Genomic DNA, 16,207 nt, shown 5'->3' on the forward strand with positions numbered 1-16,207 from the left:
GTTCGAAGCCGTCCGTGGCATCCGCGGCCAGCTGATCCAGTTCGTGTTCGACGACCCGGACCTGTTGGTGTGACGGCGGTCGACGTCACGGTGGCGCCGCCCAGCGTCAAGGCCGGCTTGGCGATGGTCGTCGCGGTCGCGGTCGCCGCGTCACTCTCGCCGGCCTCGTTGACCGCGCGTACCGTCGCCGTCGCCGTCGTGCCCTCCGGCAGGCCGGTGACCTTCTGCGTGGTCCCGGCGGTGCGCAGGGTCTGCCCCTCGACCGTCACCACGTACTCCGTGATGGGCCGCCCGTTGTCGGCGGGCACGCCCCAGGTCACGTTGATCGTGCCCGGCTCGTTGGGCGCCACCGCCGCGACGTCGAGCGGCTTGCCGGGCACCGTGAACGGCACGACGGTGTCGCTGGCCGGCGACGGCTTCGACGCGGCGCCCTTGTCGCTGACGGCGACCACGGTGAACGCGTACTGCGTGCCGTAGTCGAGCTCGCCCGCCGGCACCACCAGCTCGGCCTTCGTGGTCTCACCGGCCGGCGCGGTCGCACCCGCGGTCGCGGAGGTCACCGCGTACTTGGCGATCTTGTTGCCCTGTCCGTTGGCGGCGGGCCAGCTGACCCGCACCGTGCCGTCGGGCCGGGCCTCGGCGGTGACGCTCGCCGGCGGGTCGGGCACGTCGGCGGTCGGCATCACCGGGTTGCTGCGCTTGGTCGGCCCGGCACCCTTGCCGTTGACCGCGCGTACGGAGAATCGATAGGTCTGGCCGTTGGTCAGCCCCGTGATCTCGATCGAGCGCTGCCGCGCGCCCACCTCGACCGGGGTGGGGCCGCCCTCGACCACGTACTTCGTGATGGCCGAACCGTTGTCGGCGGCCGCCTTCCAGCTCACCCGGGCCAGCTTGTCGCCGGCCGTGGCGGTCACCGAGCGCGGCGCACCCGGCTTGCCGACCACGGGCTTCTTCGGCGGCGGCGGCAGCGGCGGGTCCTTGGGCGGGTCGCCGCCGAGCACGTCGTCGACGTACTTGTCGACCACGCGAACGTGGTGCTTGTCGTCGACCACGCGCGCCGTCGCCGAGTTGGGCGCGTTGATGAACAGGTAGTTCTCGCGCACCTCGAGCTCGAGCGGCCCGTTGGCGCCCCGCACCTCGATGGTGTCGACGAGCTGGCCGCGCTCGTCGAAGACGTGCACGGCGCCGGTGCGCTCGTCGGCGCAGTAGTAGCGGCCCGCCCACGCGACCGCCGGCCGCAGCTCGGAGCCCGCGCCGGGCACCACGAACTGGACGCCGGGACCGCCCTCGCCGACCACCACGACCCGCCGCCCCTCGGCGACGGTGACCGGCACCTGCGGCCCGTTGGTCCGTGGCGGCACCGCGCCGATGCCGGGGAGCTGGAGCGCGACCTGGTGCTCACGGTCGCCGCGCACGGTCGTCAGCGCGCCAGTCGTGCGGTCGAGCACCGCCACGCCGTCGTCGAGCGTGCTCACCGCCAGGTCGTGGCTCGGGTCGGCGACGGTCACGGTCCTGACCTGGGTCGGGCTGACGCCGCCGCCGGAACCGCCCGGGTCGGCCACGCCGGCCAGCGCCGCGCCCGTGGGCAGCGGGTCTTCGGGCGCGCTCGGCAGCGGCGCCGCGGTGATCGCGGAGACCGTGCCCTCGCTGGGCACGGCGACCCATAGGCGACCCGTGCCGTCGAACGTGCCGCCCGAGATGCCCGGCGGGTAGCGGACCGGCTCGCCGATCGGCACCAGCGACCGCGGGTCGAGCTGGCGGACGACGCCCTGCGGCGCGTCGATCACGAACGCCGCGTCGTCCTGCAGCGCGACGCTCACGCCCAGCCCGGAGGTCGTCCGGGTCGTGGCCATGACCTGCAGCGTCGCGAGGTCGAGGGAGCTGACCTGGCCGGTTGTCAGGTCACGGAGGATCAGGAAGCGGTCGGTCTGTGTCACCTGCATCGTGTGGTTGCGGGACTGCCCGACCTCGACCCGGGTGTCGACGCGGCCCGTCAGCCCGTTGACCCGGGCGACCTCGCTCTTCGCCCGGCTCCACAGCCACGAGCTGGCGTCGTAGTTGGCCGCCGCGTTGTCGGCCGCGCCGAGCCCCAGCACGGTGAAGCCCATGGCCGCCACCAGCGCGATCACGACCCCACCGGTGACCAGGCCACCGCGCGGGATGCGCCGCCGTGGCTTGCCCAGCGCGGCGTCGAGCGCCTTGCCGAGATCCTCCGCGGCGCCGTCGCCGCCCGTCATGGTGCCGTTGTCTGTGGTGGCCACAGCCGGCTGCCCCTCCCCACCCGTGTGTGGGCGAACCTGGTCGCCCCTGGCGTCCTCCCCGAAGCCAGGGGCCATCATATGGGGCTGTCAATGGCGGCGGGCACCCGTTGTGGTCGGCTGTGGACAGTGCGGGAGTGCCCTGTGGACAACTATGAGTCAGCCTCGGGTCACGGCAGGTCGCCGCAGTCGCGCGCGGGGGGAGTTTGTTGTGGATTACTGGGGGGATTTCGTCGTACGGGTGGTGCAGACTTGGCCGGACGCCGCGTACCGGTCCGACGAATAGACAGCCACCACCGTGAAGCAGTAGTCGTAGTCGCTGTTCAGCCCGTTCGCCAGATAGCGGGTGACGCCGGGCTCCACCGTGGCCATCGCGCGCAGCTGCGTGCCGGCCCGGCCGGCGGCGACGATGAACGGCACCGTGCCGGCCGTCGGGTCGGTCCAGGTCAGCAGCAGGGCGTCGCCGTCCTCGCGGACGGCCAGGTCGGTGGGCGGCGTGCCGCCGAGCGCGGGCCCGGTCGGGACCGCCGCGCCGGCGCTGACCTCGGGCACCGCGCCGACCCGCGGGGGCTCGGTCTCGCGCCGCAACACGACGAAGACCACGAGGAGCGCGGCCACCACGGCCGCCACGGCGGCGACGAACGCGGCCACCGTCGCACTGCGGCCACGGGCCCGCTCCCGCGCCGCGGCGGCAGCCATCGGACCATGCAGGGATACGGGCGCCACCTCGACCGCCGTCGCAGGAGAGGCGGCGGCCTCGGGGCGGGTCCCGAACGCCCGCGGCATCCTCTCCCGCGCGGGCTCCAACTCTCGTCCCCAGTCCCCGTCCGAACCTCCGGCCGGCGACGGCCTACCGTCACCCCAGCGAGCGCCGTTGGCGTCGGCACCCCATCCGGGCACACTCCCCGGCTGTCCAGGTGCGACCGCCCCACCCCACGCCGCGGCGGCGCCGGGTTGCCCGGACGAGGGACCGGCGGAGCCACCCCAGGTGGTTGCAGGTTGCGCGCCTGCGGAAGCGGCGGCGTCGCCCCAGGTTGTTGTGTTTCCCTGCTGGCCGTTTGTAGGTGCGGCGGGTTTACCCCATGGCGCTCCGTTGCCGGGCTGCCCGCTCGTAGGTGCTGCACCGTCGGCCCAGGTCGGAGCGTTGCCTGGTTGCCCGGGCGGCGTAACAGCGGCGCCGACCCAGCCCTGGGCGTTCCCGGCCTGTTGCGGCGCCGGGGAGCCTCCGGTGTCGGGTGACTCGGCACCATTCCAGAGTGAACCGTCGTGAGGGGAGGGCGTGCCGTTAGACGGCGCGCCCGACTCCGGTGCGACGCGGGCCGGACTTCCGGGGTTCCCCGATGCGGTTGTCCCCGGCGGGGCATCCCACGGGCCGGAAGCAGCCGGACCGCCCGGGCCGGGCGTAGCTGTAGCGTCACCGGCCTGGTCCCGCGGGCTGACCGGCGTCGCCCCCGGCGGCCGCGCGGACTGTGTCGGCAGAGCCTGCGTCGGTGCGTCGATCGCGGCGCGAGCGGACAGGTCGACGGTCTCCGCCCCATGTCGCGGTGGCGCGAACACTCCCGGCGCGACCTCCGCCGCCGGGGCTCCCGCCCGGTGCGTGCCGGGCGGCATCGGCTGCGCCACAGGGTCCGGCGACGAGGTCGGCGGCCACGTGGTCGGTGGCCCGACAGGCGGTTTCCCGCCGGACGGGGAAAACGGCGGTGAGCCTGGTTGCCCCGGTACGTGGCCCGCGGCAGGTGGCGCGGGCGGGAGCACGCCGGGTTGCCCCGAGGCGAACCGCGGACCCGGTGAGCCTGATTGGCCCGAGGCAGGTTGCGCGGGTGGCAGAACGCCCGGTTGACCCACACCGAACTGCAGAGCCGGTGGCGCAGGCGGCGGCACGCCCGGTCGCGCCGGGCCGAACGGTCGGGTCGGCGCCCCCGGTGGGGGAGGAGCCACGGTGGGTTGCAGCGGCGGCAAAGGCGGAAGCTCGCCGCCGACGGCGGACAGGTACGCCTCTGCCGTGCGTACCATGTGATGATCTTCACCGAAGGTGGCCGGCCCGTAACTGGCGACGCGGGTGAAGTTGCGGCGGGCCTCGTGCCGGTTGCCCAGTTCCTCCGCCACCGTGCCCAGGTCGAACGAGAGCGCCAGCATCAGCGGGTTGGCCTCGCCCAGGTGCAGCTCCCCGGCGGCCAGCGCCTCCTCCAGCACCCGGCGGGCCGCCGCCGGGTCATCGGCCTCCCGGTGCAGCGTGGCCAGCGCGTGTTGCCCGCCCAGCAGTTCCGGGTGGTCGTCGCCCAGCAGCGGGCGGGCCGCGTCGACCGCGTCCGACAGCAGCGCGCGGGCCGTGGTCAGGTCGCCGGCGTCACGCAGCGCCTGGGCCTGGCGGAGCGCGGCGGCGAGCGGGGAGGGCTGCGACACGCAGGACACTCTGCCCCTCCAGCGGCCCTGCGCGCCAGTCATGTGGATGGGCGTGATCTGCTGGGTGGATGCTGCAGAGGTACGACCCGCGGAACGCCGACATCAGCTATTGGGTCAACGGCGTGCTCCGGCACCGCGATGAGCCCGGATTGTCGCCGTTCGACTCGGTTGTCCAGGGTGGTGACGCGGTCTGGGAGGGGCTTCGGCTCTACGACGGCCGGATCTTCGCGCTCGACGCCCACCTGGCCAGGCTGCGGCGTTCGGCGACCGCACTCAACTTTGCGGACATTCCGTCCAATCAGGACATCACCGACGCGGTCGCGCAGACCTTGAACGCCAACGGCATGCGCGACGGCGTACACGTGCGGCTGACCCTGACCCGCGGCGTCAAGCTCACCAGCGGCATGGACCCGCGGCTGAACACCGCCGGCAGCACCTTGATCGTGCTCGCCGAGCACAAGCCCCCGGTGTACGACACCAGAGGCCTCACACTCGTCACGGCGAGTGTCCGGCGGCCCGGTGCCGACGTCCTCGACCCGAAGATCCACCACGCGAACCTGCTCAACTCGATCCTCGCGAAGATCGAGGCGAACGCGGCCGGCGCCGACGACGCGCTGATGCTCGACCCGCGCGGGTTCGTCGCCGAGACCAACGCCACCCACCTGTTCGCCGTCGTCGGCGGCGCGCTGGTCACCCCGCGCACGGTCGCCTGCCCGGAAGGGATCACGAGGGACACGGTCCTGGAGCTGGCGCCGGACGCCGGCGTCCCGGTCACGGTCCGCGACGTCTCGCTGGTCGAGATGTACACGGCCGACGAGGTGTTCTGCACCGGCACCATGGGCGAGCTGGCCGCTGTCACCACCATCGACGGCCGCTCGATCGGCACCGGCGAGGTGGGCCCGGTCACCGCCAAGCTGTCCGCGATCTACCAGGAGCACGCCCGGACACACGGCACCAGGGTGATCTAGTCAGACGACGGCCCGGCTGGTCGACTCGAGGTCGGTGACCATCCGGTCGAGGCCGGTCGGCAGGTCGACCACGGGCCGCCAGCCGAGCTCCGCCAGGCGGCGGCTGTCGAGACCCTGGCCCTTGGCCGGGCTGTAGGACCGGGCGTCGGCGGCGTCGGTGAACACCAGTCGCAGGCCCTTCTCCGGCCGTACCTCGGTGAACAGCTCGGCGAGCCGGCGGATCGACACCAGGCCGCCCGGGTCGGCGATGTTGTAGACGGTCCGGTCACCGCGCAGCAGCGCGTACATGAGCCCGGCGACCGCGTCGGCCACGTACGTGTAGGTGCGCACCGCGGAGCCGTCGCTGTTGAGGACGATGTCGGTGCCGGCGACCACGTTGGCGGCGAAGTCGGCCTGGACCCGCCCGTCGTCGAGGGCCATGCCCGGGCCGTACACGTGGCCGAAGCGAGCGATCCGGCACTCCACGCCGAACTGGGCCTGGTACGCGGCGCACAGGCTCTCGGCAGCCCGCTTGCCCTCCGCGTAGCAGGCGCGGGGGTTGAGGATGTCGAGGCCGCCGTAGCTCTGCTCGTCGATGAGCGTGGTGCCGGGCGGCTGGGCTCCGTAGATCTCGGCCGACGACATGAACGCGAATCCGCGGCTGCCCCGGTCGACGCAGAGGTCGAGGAGGTTGGCCGTGCCGAGCAGGTTCGCCTTGATCGTGGCGACCGGCGCGGTGCCGTGCAGCACCGGCCGCGCGGCGCTCGCGCCGTGCACCACGTAGTCGAGCGCCCCCGACCAGGCCAGCGGCTCGGTCACGTCCTGCACGACGAGGTGGAAGTCGGGCCGGTCGACCACGCCGGCGAGCAGCCGGCGGGCCTTGTCGCCGTCGCGGACCAGTCCGTGGACGGTGATTCCGGCGCCGCGCCGGTCGTTGAGGGCGAGCAGGGTGTGCACGACGTACGACGGGAGCATGCCGCTCGCGCCGGTGACGAGCACGGTCGAGCCGGACAGCCGTTCCCAGGGCAGGTCGCGGGCGAGGATCTCGGCCACGTCGCCGGTCACGACGGGGCGGTCAGGCGACGGCATCGCTCACATCCCCACGATCTGACGGTTTTCGATGATCTCGAAGAACGTCCGGCACAGGTAGAAGTCCTCTGCCGTAGTGATCTTGATGTTGGAGCGGGGCCCGTCGACCCGGCGGATCTTCATGCCGTACCGGTGCATCAGCGAGCACGAGTCGATCGTGTCGTGCTCGCCCTCGGCGACCGCCCGCTCGTAGAGGGCGAGGATCTCGCCGAGCCGGAAGCTCTGGGGTGCCTGGGCCGCGTAGAGGTGGTCGCGCGGGATCACCGCGTCGATGTGGTCCTCCTGGCTCAGCGCCACCGTCTCCGTGACCTTCGTGCAGGTGATGCCCGAGCCGTGCGTCCGTACGCTCGCGATGTTGTCGCTGATCAGCTGGGCGTTGATCAACGGCCGCACGCCGTCGTGGATGAGCACGACGGTGTCCTCCGGGCAGTCCTGCGCGACCGCGCGGAGGCCGCGGTGTCGGGAGGCCTGGCCGGTGTCTCCGCCGTCGACCAGCCATCGGACCTTGCTGATCTCGTACCGCGTCAACAGCCGGTTGAGCTGATCGCGGTAGTCCGCGACGATCACGACGGCGATCGCGTCGATCTCGGGGTGCTCGTCGAAGTGCTCCAGCGTGTGGATGATGATCGGCTTGCCGTTGATCTCGAGGAACTGCTTCGGCAGGGCACGCGAGTTCATTCGGGTGCCGATGCCACCGGCGAAGATGACCGCGACGTTCACCGGCTCGCCACTCCCGCCTCGTGCCCGACATCGACCGCGTCGATCGCGGCCGCGTCGCCGACGGCGTCGGCGTCCTCGCCGGCGACCGCGTCCTCGATGGCGTCGACGTCGGCCAGCGCCTCCGCCTCGACGACGGCCGGCTGCGGGCCGGCCGGGGCCGCGTCCTGCCCGGCGACCGGTGGGTCACCGAGGATGAGCCAGTCGATGACCCGGTCCGCGGACCCCGTGTCGACCTGGTCGAAGTTCTCCCGGACGTACGACTCGATCTTCCAGGTCTCGTAGTCGCCGGTCTGCAGCGCCTTGATGAGGTCGTCGAAGCTCTCGCAGACCTTGCCGGGCGCCACGGTGTCGAAGTCGCGGTGGAAACCGCGCGTGGCCGAGTAGACCGCCTTGTCGTACGCGTAGAACAACATGGGCTTGCCGAGGAGGGAGAACTCGTAGATGACCGACGAGTAGTCGGTGATCAGCACGTCGGTGACCTGCAGGAGGTCGTTCGTCGACGGGAACGCCGCGAAGTCGAGGAGGCGGTCGCTGTATTCCGGCGGGATCGGCACCGGCGTCCGCACGAAGTGGTGCATCCGGAACAGCACGACCGAGTCGTCGCCGCACATCTCGTAGAGCCGGTCGAAGTCGACGCGGGAGAAGTCGTAGTGTGCGTCGCCGATGCCACGGCCGCGGAACGTCGGCGCGAACAGGATGATCCGCTTGCCGGCCAGCGCCGGGTGGTCGGCGAAGAAGTCGGCCACCACCTGCTTGGTGCGCTCCGCGTCGAGGAACGTGTCGACCCGGGGCAGACCGGTGGGCACGACCGCGGACTCCTCGATGCCGAACGCCTCGGCGTACACGTGCACGAGGTGCTTCGAACCGGCGATCGCGTAGGTGTACTTGCGGTGCGCGTTCTGCAGCTTCGGCGAGCCGTAGATGCCGAACCGGCTGTAGCCCACGGCCTTGAACCCGCTGCCGGCGTGCCAGAGCTGGATGATCCTGGTCTTCGGCGAGAGCTGGAGCATCTGCAGCAGGCCGAAGTAGTCGTCGATGAGCACGATGTCGGACGTGGCGAGCAGGTAGATGGTCCGCAGGGTGGTCTTCTTGGTGGCCACGCGGGGAATCCGGAACGAGTAGCGGAACGAGAACTTCGACGCCAGGCCGCGCTCGTGCATCCGCTCGTGCACCCGCAGCAGGTTGCCTTCCATCCCGGTGCGCATCTCGGACGCGAACAGGATGCGGTTGCCCCGCGGCGGGTTGAGCGTGCGGGACGTCCGGTAGACCCAGTTGGCCAGCTTGACCCGGCGGGCGCGGGGCAGCACCCACTGCTGGAACCGCTTGCCCAGCGGCTGCCGGCGGGCCTTGGGCTTGGGGCTCGGCTTGCGGAACATCTGGTATGTCCGCATCACGAAGTCGGGGTGCTTCTCGTCCTCCGCGACACCGAAACCGACGATGTACGACACGTTGTTGGCGGCGTAGACGAAGGCGCGGCCGTCCTGGTCGAGCTGGGCGATGGCGGTGAGGTCGTAGCCCGCGGCCGGGCCAGGGCGCCCGTCGAGGTAGGGCACGATCCGCCAGGTGCCGTCGGGAACCTGCCGCCGGTTGCGGAAGTTGGTCACGTTGAGGTCGAGCCGGTAGCGCCCGCCGCCCAGCGCGGTCGTCGTGACCGGGTATGCCCGATCGCGGTCGACGATCCTGAACTCGACGGCCTCCAGGGCGCCGACGTCGGCGCCGGTCTGGTCACCACCGGTGTCCTCAGCGAGCACGACGGTGAGCGACAGGTTAACGCGCTCCCAGGAGATGTCCGCGATCAAACAGTTCAATTCTCGTCCCTCGTGACTCGACCACCGCGAGGCGGACAGCGACGGGGGCCGCCATCCGCTTCGCGAAGGTGAACGTCCGGCGAGGATAACGTGAACGGAACTTGTGGCGGGGGCCGGATCTGGTAAGGCCCGATGTCAGCGCAGGGGGTTGCACTGACTCGGACCGTTCTGTCCGGCTCTGGACGGGCCGATCAGTGGAAGGTGGCCAGCCCGTCGTCGGCCACGAGCAGTCGCGCCCGCGTGCGGGCGAACTTGCCGTTCCGGCGGGCGTAGAGCACGTACTGGCCCGGAACCAGGTCGGTCCCCCCGACCAGACGGACATCCTGGCCGTCGGCCACCACGCGCGCCCGGAGATCCCCGATCTTGGCCAGGGTCTCGATCTCCTCGACGCCGGCGGCCGCGTCGACGTCGGCCGGGATCGCGGCCAGCTCGGCCGGCACGTCGGCGGGACCGGACGCGGTGGCGTTGACGAGCGGGACCGAGAACGCGGCGACCGCGCCGGCCGCGCCGTGCGGCTTGGCGTCCGTGGCGAACGTGCGCAGCGTCCCGGCCAGGTCCAGCGACATGCCACCGGTGGTGTTGGCGTACGCGACCGCGGGCCGCCCCGCCGCCAGCCACGGCCGCGCCGGACCGGCGTACCCGAGGGCGCCCTTGCGCTCCATGCCGCACCATTCGGTGCGCGTCCGCAGGTCCCACACCGTGTCCTGGAGCGGCCGGTCGAGCCGTGCGGTGTCGATGTCGAGCAGCGCGTGACCGGAAGCCACCAGGGCCGCCGTCTCGGCGTCGAACCGGGCCGGCTCGGCGTGGTGTGGCAGCTGCCAGGTCACGAACTCCTTGCGGGCCCGGGCGGCCACGTCGACCCGCATCCGGCCGAGGTCCTCGCTGTGGTCGAGCAGCTCGGGCGGCAGGGCCGCGCGGACTTCCGGGGCGACCACGCGCAGGAGCCGGCCGGAGTCGAGGGCGAACCCCGGCTTCGCGGCGTCCTTGGCGTGCCAGCGCGTCTGCGTGTCCAGGCGCAGGATCCCGTCGCTCTGGCTGACGCCGGTGACCCGGGTCGAGGCGGTCAGGGCGATGTCGGCCCGATGGAAGCCGGCCACGAGGTCCGGCCGCCGCGCCCGCAGCAGGATCGCCAGACCCTGGTGCTTCTTGGGCAGGGCGGCGAACACCTCGTCGGTGCAGAAGCGTTCCAGGAGCTGGTTCGAGCGCGCCAGGGCGCGTTCCTTGGCCTCGGGATCGTCGAGCGCGTCGTTCATCAGCAGCCGCGCGCACCGGTCGATCACCCGGGTCCGCACGTTGTGCTCCATGAGCACGCGGCGGTCCTGGCGGTACGGGCCTTCGTCCAGTGTGGACTCGATGAACTCGAGCAGCTGCTCGAGCCGGTCCCAGAAGTCGGCCCGGGCCGGGTCGAAGGTGTGCGAGCTGTTCATGTCGCTGCCGTGCCACAGATAGACCGGGGTGTCGGCGAGCACGGCCACCCGATTCGCGTGCCGGTACGCCTCGACGTTGACGTACCAGTCCTCCCAGAGGACCCGCGCGCCTTCCGGGAAGTCGATCCCGCGCTCGAGCAGGAGGGTGCGGCGGTAAAGCTTGTGCGGAACCATCGGCAGGAGGCGGTGGACCCGTTCCTCCCGCAGGACGTCCGGAATGTTCCCTGCGGTGAGGCTGGACGTGCCCCACCACACGTCGTTCGTCTTCGACTCCTTGGGGCTCAGGATGTCCGCCCCGGTCTCCGCCGCGTACGCCCAGGCCCGGGCCAGCCCGTCCGGGTAGATCGAGTCGTCGTGGTCGACGTACATGACGTACTCGCCACGCGCCTGCCGCAGGCCGATGTTGCGCGGCCGGCTGGGCCAGCCGGAGTTGTCGATCGCCAGCACGGTGACGTTCGGCCGGGTCGACGCGATCGTGTGCAGGCGCGCCAGGGTGTCGTCCGGCGACCCGTCGTCGATGAAGATCACCTCGAACTCGGCCGCAGGTAGGGTCTGCCGGTCGAGGGAGTCGATCAGGCGGTTGATCGCGTTGCCCGGCGCGTACGTGGCGACGATGAGACTGATCTTGATCAAGGAGTCGGGCATGGGACCACACGTTACCCCGGGCCCGGCCCGGACCTAGAGGGCGTGCGCGGCCAGCTCCTCGTAGTGCGGCCGCGCCGCCACCACGAGGTGGGCCAGCTCGTCCGGCACCGAGGCCGGCTCGGGCCGGTACGGCGCGAACCCGGTCGAGCGCTCGACGGCGGCGTACCAGTGCGGCGCCCACACCCCGTCGGTGTCCCGCCGCCCGGGCGGCCAGCTCAGCATCGCCTCGTCGAACCCGATGCCGAGCTCCGCGCAGAGCTTGCGCAACTGCCCGGCGGGGTCCTGGAGCAGCCGCGCGGAGTCGAGCACCGGCCCGCCGTGCGCCCGGAAGATCTCCACCTGCTGCGGGTAACCGAGATCCGCCAGCGTCGGCGCCCCGCGCACCTTCGCGTAGGAGGCGACCACGTGCGCCGGGTCCCGGATGAGGAAGGCGTTGGTGACCTCGGCCAGCCAGGACCGGCCGACCTCCGGCAGCAGGTGGTGCGCCATGTGCTTCTCGTACCGCACCGGCTTGCCGGACGGCTGCCGCAGCCGGTCGACCGCCTCCGCCCAGTTGGTCGGCTGGCTGGCCAGCACGTCGGCCCGCCCGGGATGGTCGAGGCCGGTCACCGCCAGGTATGCGGCGTAGAGCGGCTCGTCGACCACGGCACAGTCGGCCCGCGCGCCGAAGCTGCGCATCAGGGCCGTCGAGACGTTGCGCGGCCCCGACCACATCGCGATCCGGATCACGCCAACTCCCGCCGGTCCCGTCGCCAGTACTGCTTCTTCTTCTCGTCCCGCACCACGACGCCGAGCTTGAGCAGCTGCTCCCGCAGGACCGCGGCGTCCTCGGACCTGCCCTTCTCCAGCGCGGTGGCGCGGTCGATGAGCAGGCCGTGCGCCACTCCGGGCAGGTCGTCGTCGAGCCGGGTCCAGATGCGGAACTCGTCGCGGTGCGGATCGCCGCCGGCCAGCCAGGGGTAGCCCTTGGCGGTGAACGCCGCCTCCACGCCGGTCTTCGACAGGTCGGTCTTCTCCCGGGCCAGCTCGGTGGACGCCCGCCCGAGCAGCACCAGCTCCTTGCCGTCGAAGAAGACGCCGGTGACGTCGCCGCGGGCGAAGGAGCGCTTCTTGCCACCCCGGCTCAGCTCGACCTCGCCCGCGCCGACCCGGATCACCAGCATGTCGGCGACCGCCAGCACCGCCACGATCACACCGAGCACCAGGCCGACGCCCATCGCGGCCAGCGCGGCCTGCGGGTCGGGCGCCTCGTCGATCGCCCGGAAGACGCCCTTCAGCGGCGCCACCGGCAGGCCCGCGACCCAGCCCGCCGCCCACTGGACGACCCAGCCGAGCCCGACGCCGAGCACCGGGAACAGCAGCCAGTAGAGGACCCGGGCGCCCGGATCGTCGACGACGGTCTCATCGAAGGACGACTCGCTGGCGCTCACGCCGCCGATTGTGCCCGACTCCCCGGAGCCCCGCCGCCCCGGCGCACTGCGGTCAGTCGTCGCCGAGCAGCTCGCGGACCATCGGGGCGACCTTCGTCCCGTACAACTCGATGTTGCGCAGCACCGCGTCGTGCGGCACTCCGGCGAGCCCGTACTTGAGGTCGAACCGCACCGCACCCAGCGTCCTGATCGACTCAGCGATCTTGCGGGCCACGGTCTCCGGCGCGCCGACGTGCCAGGCGCCGGTCGCGATCTCGTGCCGCAGGTGCTCGGCGGTCGGCGGGCGCCAGCCGCGCTGCCGGCCGACCCGCGTGAGCACCTCGAGGTAGTGGGGGAGCAGCTGCTCGTAAGCCTCCTCGTCGGTGTCCGCGATGTGCCCCGGCGAGTGGATGCCGATCGCCTTGGCCGGCTTGTCGAGCCGCCGTTCCGCCTCCCGGAACAGGTCCGCGAACGGCTTGAAGCGCTCGACCGGCCCGCCGATGATCGCCAACATCAGGGACATGTTGTAGGTGGCCGTCCGGATCACGGATTTCGGGCTGCCGCCCACGCCGATCCAGGTCGGGATCGGCCCGCCCTCGGTGTGCGGGACGACGTCGGCGTCGACCAGCGCCGGGCGCAGCCGGCCGGACCAGGTGACCGGCTTCTCCTCGAGCAGGCGGGCGAACAGGTCGACCTTCTCCTCGAACAGCTCCTCGTAGTCGGCGAGGTCGTAACCGAAGAGCGGGAACGAGTCGATGCTCGACCCGCGACCGAGGATGACCTCGGCCCGGCCGTTGGAGAGCGCGTGCAGGGTCGCGTACCGCTGAAAGACCCGCACCGGGTCGTCGGAGCTGAGCACCGTCACGGCCGAGCCGACCCGGATCCGCTCGGTGCGGGCGGCGATGGCGGCCATCACCACGTCCGGCGCGGACAGCGGCATGTCGAACGTGTGGTGCTCGCCGATGCCGAAGAAGTCGAGGCCCACCTTGTCGGCGAGCACGGCGTGCTCGACCAGGCCGCGGATGGTTTCGGCGTGGCTGACCGGTTTGCCGTCGTTGTCGGAGAGGACGTCACCGAACGTGTCGAGGCCCAACGAATATTTGCTCACGCGACGAGGTTGCACCCGGTTGACGGCGGCGACCACGCCCTGCGCTGGGTACCCACGGCAGGGGACGGCAGCGCCGCCGGACCCGAAGGGATGATCGGCACCATGAGCAGCGAACTCGGCGACTTCCTGCGATCGCGCCGGGCGGCCCTGACCCCGGCGTCGACCGGGATCCGGACATACGGCACGGCCCGCCGCGTGCCGGGGCTGCGCCGCGAGGAGGTGGCCCAGCTCGCGGGCGTGAGTGTGAACTACTACACGCGGATCGAGCAGGGCGAGAGCCACCAGATGTCCGACTCGGTCCTGGACGCCCTCGCCAATGCCCTGCGCCTGGACGAGGCGGAGCGCCTGCACCTGGTGCGCCTGGCCCGCCCGGCCGCGGTCCCGCGCCGCCGCTTCCCCGGCCCGGAGACGGTGCGGGGCTCGGTGCTCGCCCTGGCCGACAGCAGCACGGACCAGGCGGTGATCATCGTGGGCCGGCGCACGGACCTGCTGGGCGGGAACCGCCTCGGCTTCGCGCTGCTGGGCCTGACCCCGGACGAACGCCCGAACATGGCGCGCCAGATGTTCCTGAACCCGGCGATGCGCGACCTGGTGGTGGAATGGGAGCGCGAGGCCCACAACACGGTCGCGTACCTGCGCAACGCGTCCAGCGATGCGCCGGACGATCCCCTGCTGGCGGAACTGGTCGGCGACCTGAGCATCCGCAGCGCGGAGTTCGCCCGGATCTGGGCCATGCATCCGGTGGCGGAGTGCCTGCACGCGGTGCGCGAGTGGGACCATCCGCTGGTCGGCCGCCTGACGCTCAACGAGGAAAGCCTGCGCCTCCCCGACGACCCGGGCCAGCGGATCATCTTCAACGGCGCCGCGGCCGGCTCACCGTCCGCCGACCGCTTGCGCCTCCTCGCCTCTCTCATCGCGTCGCCAGAAGAGCTTTAGATTCTTTGCTCGGGTCCGCGGTGGTCCGGACCGTTCCTCCCGCGAGACACCGCTGACCCGGCGGTAGGTTCATCGGTTGTGGACGGTGGACTCGCCCGCCTGCTCGCCGCGCTCGGCGGGGACGACTATCGCGAAGCGTTGGCGCGGTTTCTGACGCTTCACGACGACGCTTGCGCGGCGTTGCTCGCGGTTGTCGCCGGCGACGTGCCCGCGCCGCCGACCGGTGCGGCGGGTGCCCACCCGCGGGCGGTGGTCGAGGACGCGGCGGAGATCGTCTACGCCGCCGCTCAGCAGTGGCCCGAGCGGTTCGAGTCCGTCGTCACCGCCAGTCCGGCGCTGCGCCGCCACAGCAGCGTTGTCTACGCCTTGCGCAACCTGCGTTCCGCCGGATCCGAGGCGATCCTGGTGGCGGCCGCCCAGGTCCGCGCGGCCGGTAACGAGTACCTGCGGGCCACCGCCGTCGGGAGCCTGCTCGTCCGCCGCAGCAAGGCGCTCACCGACCTGCTTCCCCGGCTGCTCGGGGACCGCGCCGACGTCGTCCGGCACGCCGCGCTGGACGCGGCCGGACGCTACGGCGACGAACGCGCCCTCACACCGCTGCGCCGGATCGTCGACAACCCCCGCCGCAAGCACTGGGAGCGGGACAAGGCCGGCCACGCGATCGCGCGGATCACCCGGCGTCAGGCAAGCGGCGGCGGCCGGGCCACCACCAGTTGACCCGGCCGAACGCGGCTACCAGGGCCGGCGTCAGGACCGCGCGGACGATGGTGGCGTCCAGGGCGATACCGAGGGCCAGCGTCGTCGCGAAGATCTTGACGTCGACCACGGGGACCGTGGACAGGGCGATGAAGGCCAGCACCAGGATCAACGCCGCCGAGGTGACCAGGCGGCCCGTGTAGGCGATGCCGTGCACCGTCGCCTCGTCCGTCGACAGGCCCGCGTCGTGGCCCTCGCGGATCCGGGACAGGATGAACACCTCGTAGTCCATCGACAGTCCGAAGAGGAACGAGAACGCCGCGATCGGTACCCACACCGTGATCGAGCCGCTCGACTCCGTGCCGAACAGGGTCTCGCTGCCGTGGCCGTCCTGCCAGATCCAGACCGTGATGCCGTACGCCGCGGCGATCGAGACCACGTTGAGCAGCAGCGCCTTGACCGGCAGCCAGACCGACCGCAGGGCCCGGGCCAACAGCGCGAACGTGATCACGACGACGAGGGCCAGCACCCACCAGCTGTCGCCGTAGATCGCGTCGACCGCGTCCGCGTCCTGGGCCGCCGTGCCGCCGACCTCGCCCGGTGCCGCGGCGACGATCCGCTCGACCGTCGCCGCGCCCGCCGGCGTCGCCGGGTCCGTGGTCAGCAGGACCGGCAGCAGCCGCTCGTCGCCGGCCGTCCAGCCGGGATCGGTCGGCTCACCGGGACCACGCAGGCCGACGCCGCCACCGGCGCCACCGCCC

At 72.1% G+C, this 16,207-nt stretch carries 13 protein-coding genes and 1 pseudogene; 3 read left to right on the forward strand and 11 right to left on the reverse strand.

All coding sequences use genetic code 11. The features are described from left to right. The 3 genes and pseudogenes from AB0H87_RS24020 to AB0H87_RS24030 form a co-directional block, all read right to left on the reverse strand. On the reverse strand, positions 1-2,237 hold a 2,237-nt coding region (locus tag AB0H87_RS24020), incomplete at its 3' end, for a fibronectin type III domain-containing protein (protein WP_360149649.1). 237 nt (positions 2,238-2,474) lie between these two features. After that, a complete protein-coding gene (locus tag AB0H87_RS24025; protein ID WP_360149652.1) occupies positions 2,475-2,957 on the reverse strand; it encodes a hypothetical protein in 483 nt (160 codons plus the stop codon). A 1,482-nt stretch (positions 2,958-4,439) separates the two neighbouring features. Next, positions 4,440-4,703 (reverse strand): annotated as a pseudogene (locus tag AB0H87_RS24030) (tetratricopeptide repeat protein); the annotation flags it as partial. Between the two features lie 26 nt (positions 4,704-4,729). Between AB0H87_RS24030 and AB0H87_RS24035 the strand changes: the two are divergent. Then, positions 4,730-5,629: an aminotransferase class IV gene (locus AB0H87_RS24035; RefSeq protein WP_360149615.1), complete on the forward strand. Its 900-nt coding sequence runs from the start codon at positions 4,730-4,732 to the stop codon at positions 5,627-5,629. On the opposite strand, the gene AB0H87_RS24040 is transcribed toward AB0H87_RS24035, so the two are convergent. From AB0H87_RS24040 to AB0H87_RS24070, 7 genes are all read right to left on the reverse strand, one after another. Further along, a complete protein-coding gene (locus tag AB0H87_RS24040; RefSeq protein ID WP_360149618.1) occupies positions 5,630-6,697 on the reverse strand; it encodes an NAD-dependent epimerase/dehydratase family protein in 1,068 nt (355 codons plus the stop codon). Positions 6,698-6,700: 3 nt separating this feature from the next. Further along, positions 6,701-7,417: an IspD/TarI family cytidylyltransferase gene (locus AB0H87_RS24045; RefSeq protein ID WP_360149622.1), complete on the reverse strand. Its 717-nt coding sequence runs from the start codon at positions 7,415-7,417 to the stop codon at positions 6,701-6,703. Then, positions 7,414-9,216 (reverse strand): CDP-glycerol glycerophosphotransferase family protein, encoded by a 1,803-nt coding sequence (locus AB0H87_RS24050; protein ID WP_360149625.1) that lies wholly within the window; start codon positions 9,214-9,216, stop codon positions 7,414-7,416. Before AB0H87_RS24050 ends, AB0H87_RS24045 begins: the two co-directional genes overlap by 4 nt. Before the next feature lie 200 nt (positions 9,217-9,416). Further along, positions 9,417-11,297: a glycosyltransferase gene (locus AB0H87_RS24055; RefSeq protein WP_360149628.1), complete on the reverse strand. Its 1,881-nt coding sequence runs from the start codon at positions 11,295-11,297 to the stop codon at positions 9,417-9,419. A 33-nt stretch (positions 11,298-11,330) separates the two neighbouring features. Further along, the gene (locus tag AB0H87_RS24060) at positions 11,331-12,026 is read right to left on the reverse strand and encodes an HAD family hydrolase (RefSeq protein ID WP_360149631.1); all 696 of its coding nucleotides are present in this window, start codon (positions 12,024-12,026) and stop codon (positions 11,331-11,333) included. After that, a complete protein-coding gene (locus AB0H87_RS24065; RefSeq protein ID WP_360149634.1) occupies positions 12,023-12,727 on the reverse strand; it encodes a hypothetical protein in 705 nt (234 codons plus the stop codon). The genes AB0H87_RS24060 and AB0H87_RS24065 overlap by 4 nt, the downstream gene beginning before the upstream one ends. 52 nt (positions 12,728-12,779) lie before the next feature. After that, complete coding sequence (locus AB0H87_RS24070; protein WP_360149637.1) at positions 12,780-13,814, reverse strand: Atu2307/SP_0267 family LLM class monooxygenase; 1,035 nt, start codon at positions 13,812-13,814, stop codon at positions 12,780-12,782. A gap of 102 nt (positions 13,815-13,916) precedes the next feature. Between AB0H87_RS24070 and AB0H87_RS24075 the strand changes: the two genes are divergently transcribed. After that, complete coding sequence (locus tag AB0H87_RS24075; protein WP_360149640.1) at positions 13,917-14,750, forward strand: helix-turn-helix transcriptional regulator; 834 nt, start codon at positions 13,917-13,919, stop codon at positions 14,748-14,750. Positions 14,751-14,828: 78 nt separating this feature from the next. Continuing rightward, positions 14,829-15,467, forward strand: a complete 639-nt coding sequence (locus tag AB0H87_RS24080; RefSeq protein WP_360149643.1) for a HEAT repeat domain-containing protein — start codon at positions 14,829-14,831, stop codon at positions 15,465-15,467. Here the strand turns inward: AB0H87_RS24080 and AB0H87_RS24085 are convergent. Continuing rightward, on the reverse strand, positions 15,421-16,207 hold a 787-nt coding region (locus AB0H87_RS24085; RefSeq protein ID WP_360149646.1), incomplete at its 5' end, for an MMPL family transporter. The genes AB0H87_RS24080 and AB0H87_RS24085 overlap by 47 nt on opposite strands.

Source organism: Asanoa sp. NPDC050611, from assembly GCF_040654855.1.
GTDB lineage: Bacteria > Actinomycetota > Actinomycetes > Mycobacteriales > Micromonosporaceae > Asanoa.